Consider the following 1062-nt stretch of genomic DNA (forward strand, 5'->3'; position numbering starts at 1 on the left):
GTTAACGGTACCGGTTCTGTCTTTTTCCCAGAAGACTTCAAAGCTTAAGAAGCTTATTCGTACCTTCATGCCGGGATGAAAACGATTAAACCGAATCATTCCGGTTTTCTCCGGTGCCACCTCAAGATTGAACTTACTTAGCCTGCCGGGAAGCTCACGGTAAAACCGTGCAGCCTCATCTTTATACTGAAAGCCGCATATAAAATCATCGGCATACCTCAGAATAAAGGCCGAACCCTTACAGTTGGGTTTAACTCTCTTTTCAAACCATAAATCAAGGCCAAAATGCAGGTAAATATTTGCCAATACAGGCGATACAATACCTCCCTGGGGTGTCCCGGACTCAGGATGAATTACTTTGCCATCCCGGTCCAGAATTCCAGCTTTCAGCCATTTGCGGATCAGGCTCAGAAATGCTTCATCATCAATTCGTTCCCGGAGCATTTGCAACATCCAGTCATGATCAATATTGTCGAAAAACCCTCTGATATCGGCCTCAACAATATACCCGATTTTTCCGAACTGCAGATTAAACTGCAAGTCCTCTATTGCCTCTCTGGCACTGCGCTTGGGTCTGTATCCCTAACTGGTGTCCACAAAATCCGATTCAAAAATTGATGATAGAATTTTGGAACAGGCCAATTGAACAGGCCAATTGCACCAACCTGTCCTCAAGCACCGGTATTCCCAGTGGCCTTTCTTTTCCATTCTCCTTTGGAATGTAACATCGTCGTACCAATTTGGCACGGTACCGCTTTTGTTTCAGCTTTTCAGCCAATGCTTGAATGTTGGCTTCCAAATTCTTCTCGTAAGCCTCTGCCGTTACCTGATCTACTCCACTGGCGGCTTTTTTGTTCAAATACTTCCAGCAGTCCATCAAAAATCGGTAGTTCAAGCATTTATACAGATCCTGAAAGCGGTGTTGCCCAAAAACTTTTGCCTTAATTGCTATTCCCCGCAGTGAGGTTTGCTCGTATTGCTCCAGCCCTACTTTGTCCGGTACGAGTTTCCTTTGCGGCCTACGTACTTCCGTCAGGTCCTTGCCCATGTAGTGGGCTTTCT

At 45.6% G+C, this 1062-nt stretch carries 2 pseudogenes; both read right to left on the reverse strand.

What is annotated here, in order from left to right:
- Positions 1-564 (reverse strand): annotated as a pseudogene (locus ACYQ2M_RS25110) (reverse transcriptase domain-containing protein); the annotation flags it as partial.
- A 43-nt stretch (positions 565-607) separates the two neighbouring features.
- Positions 608-1062: pseudogene (locus ACYQ2M_RS25115) on the reverse strand (hypothetical protein); the annotation flags it as partial.

The sequence above is a fragment of the Desulfocicer niacini genome (assembly GCF_054657595.1).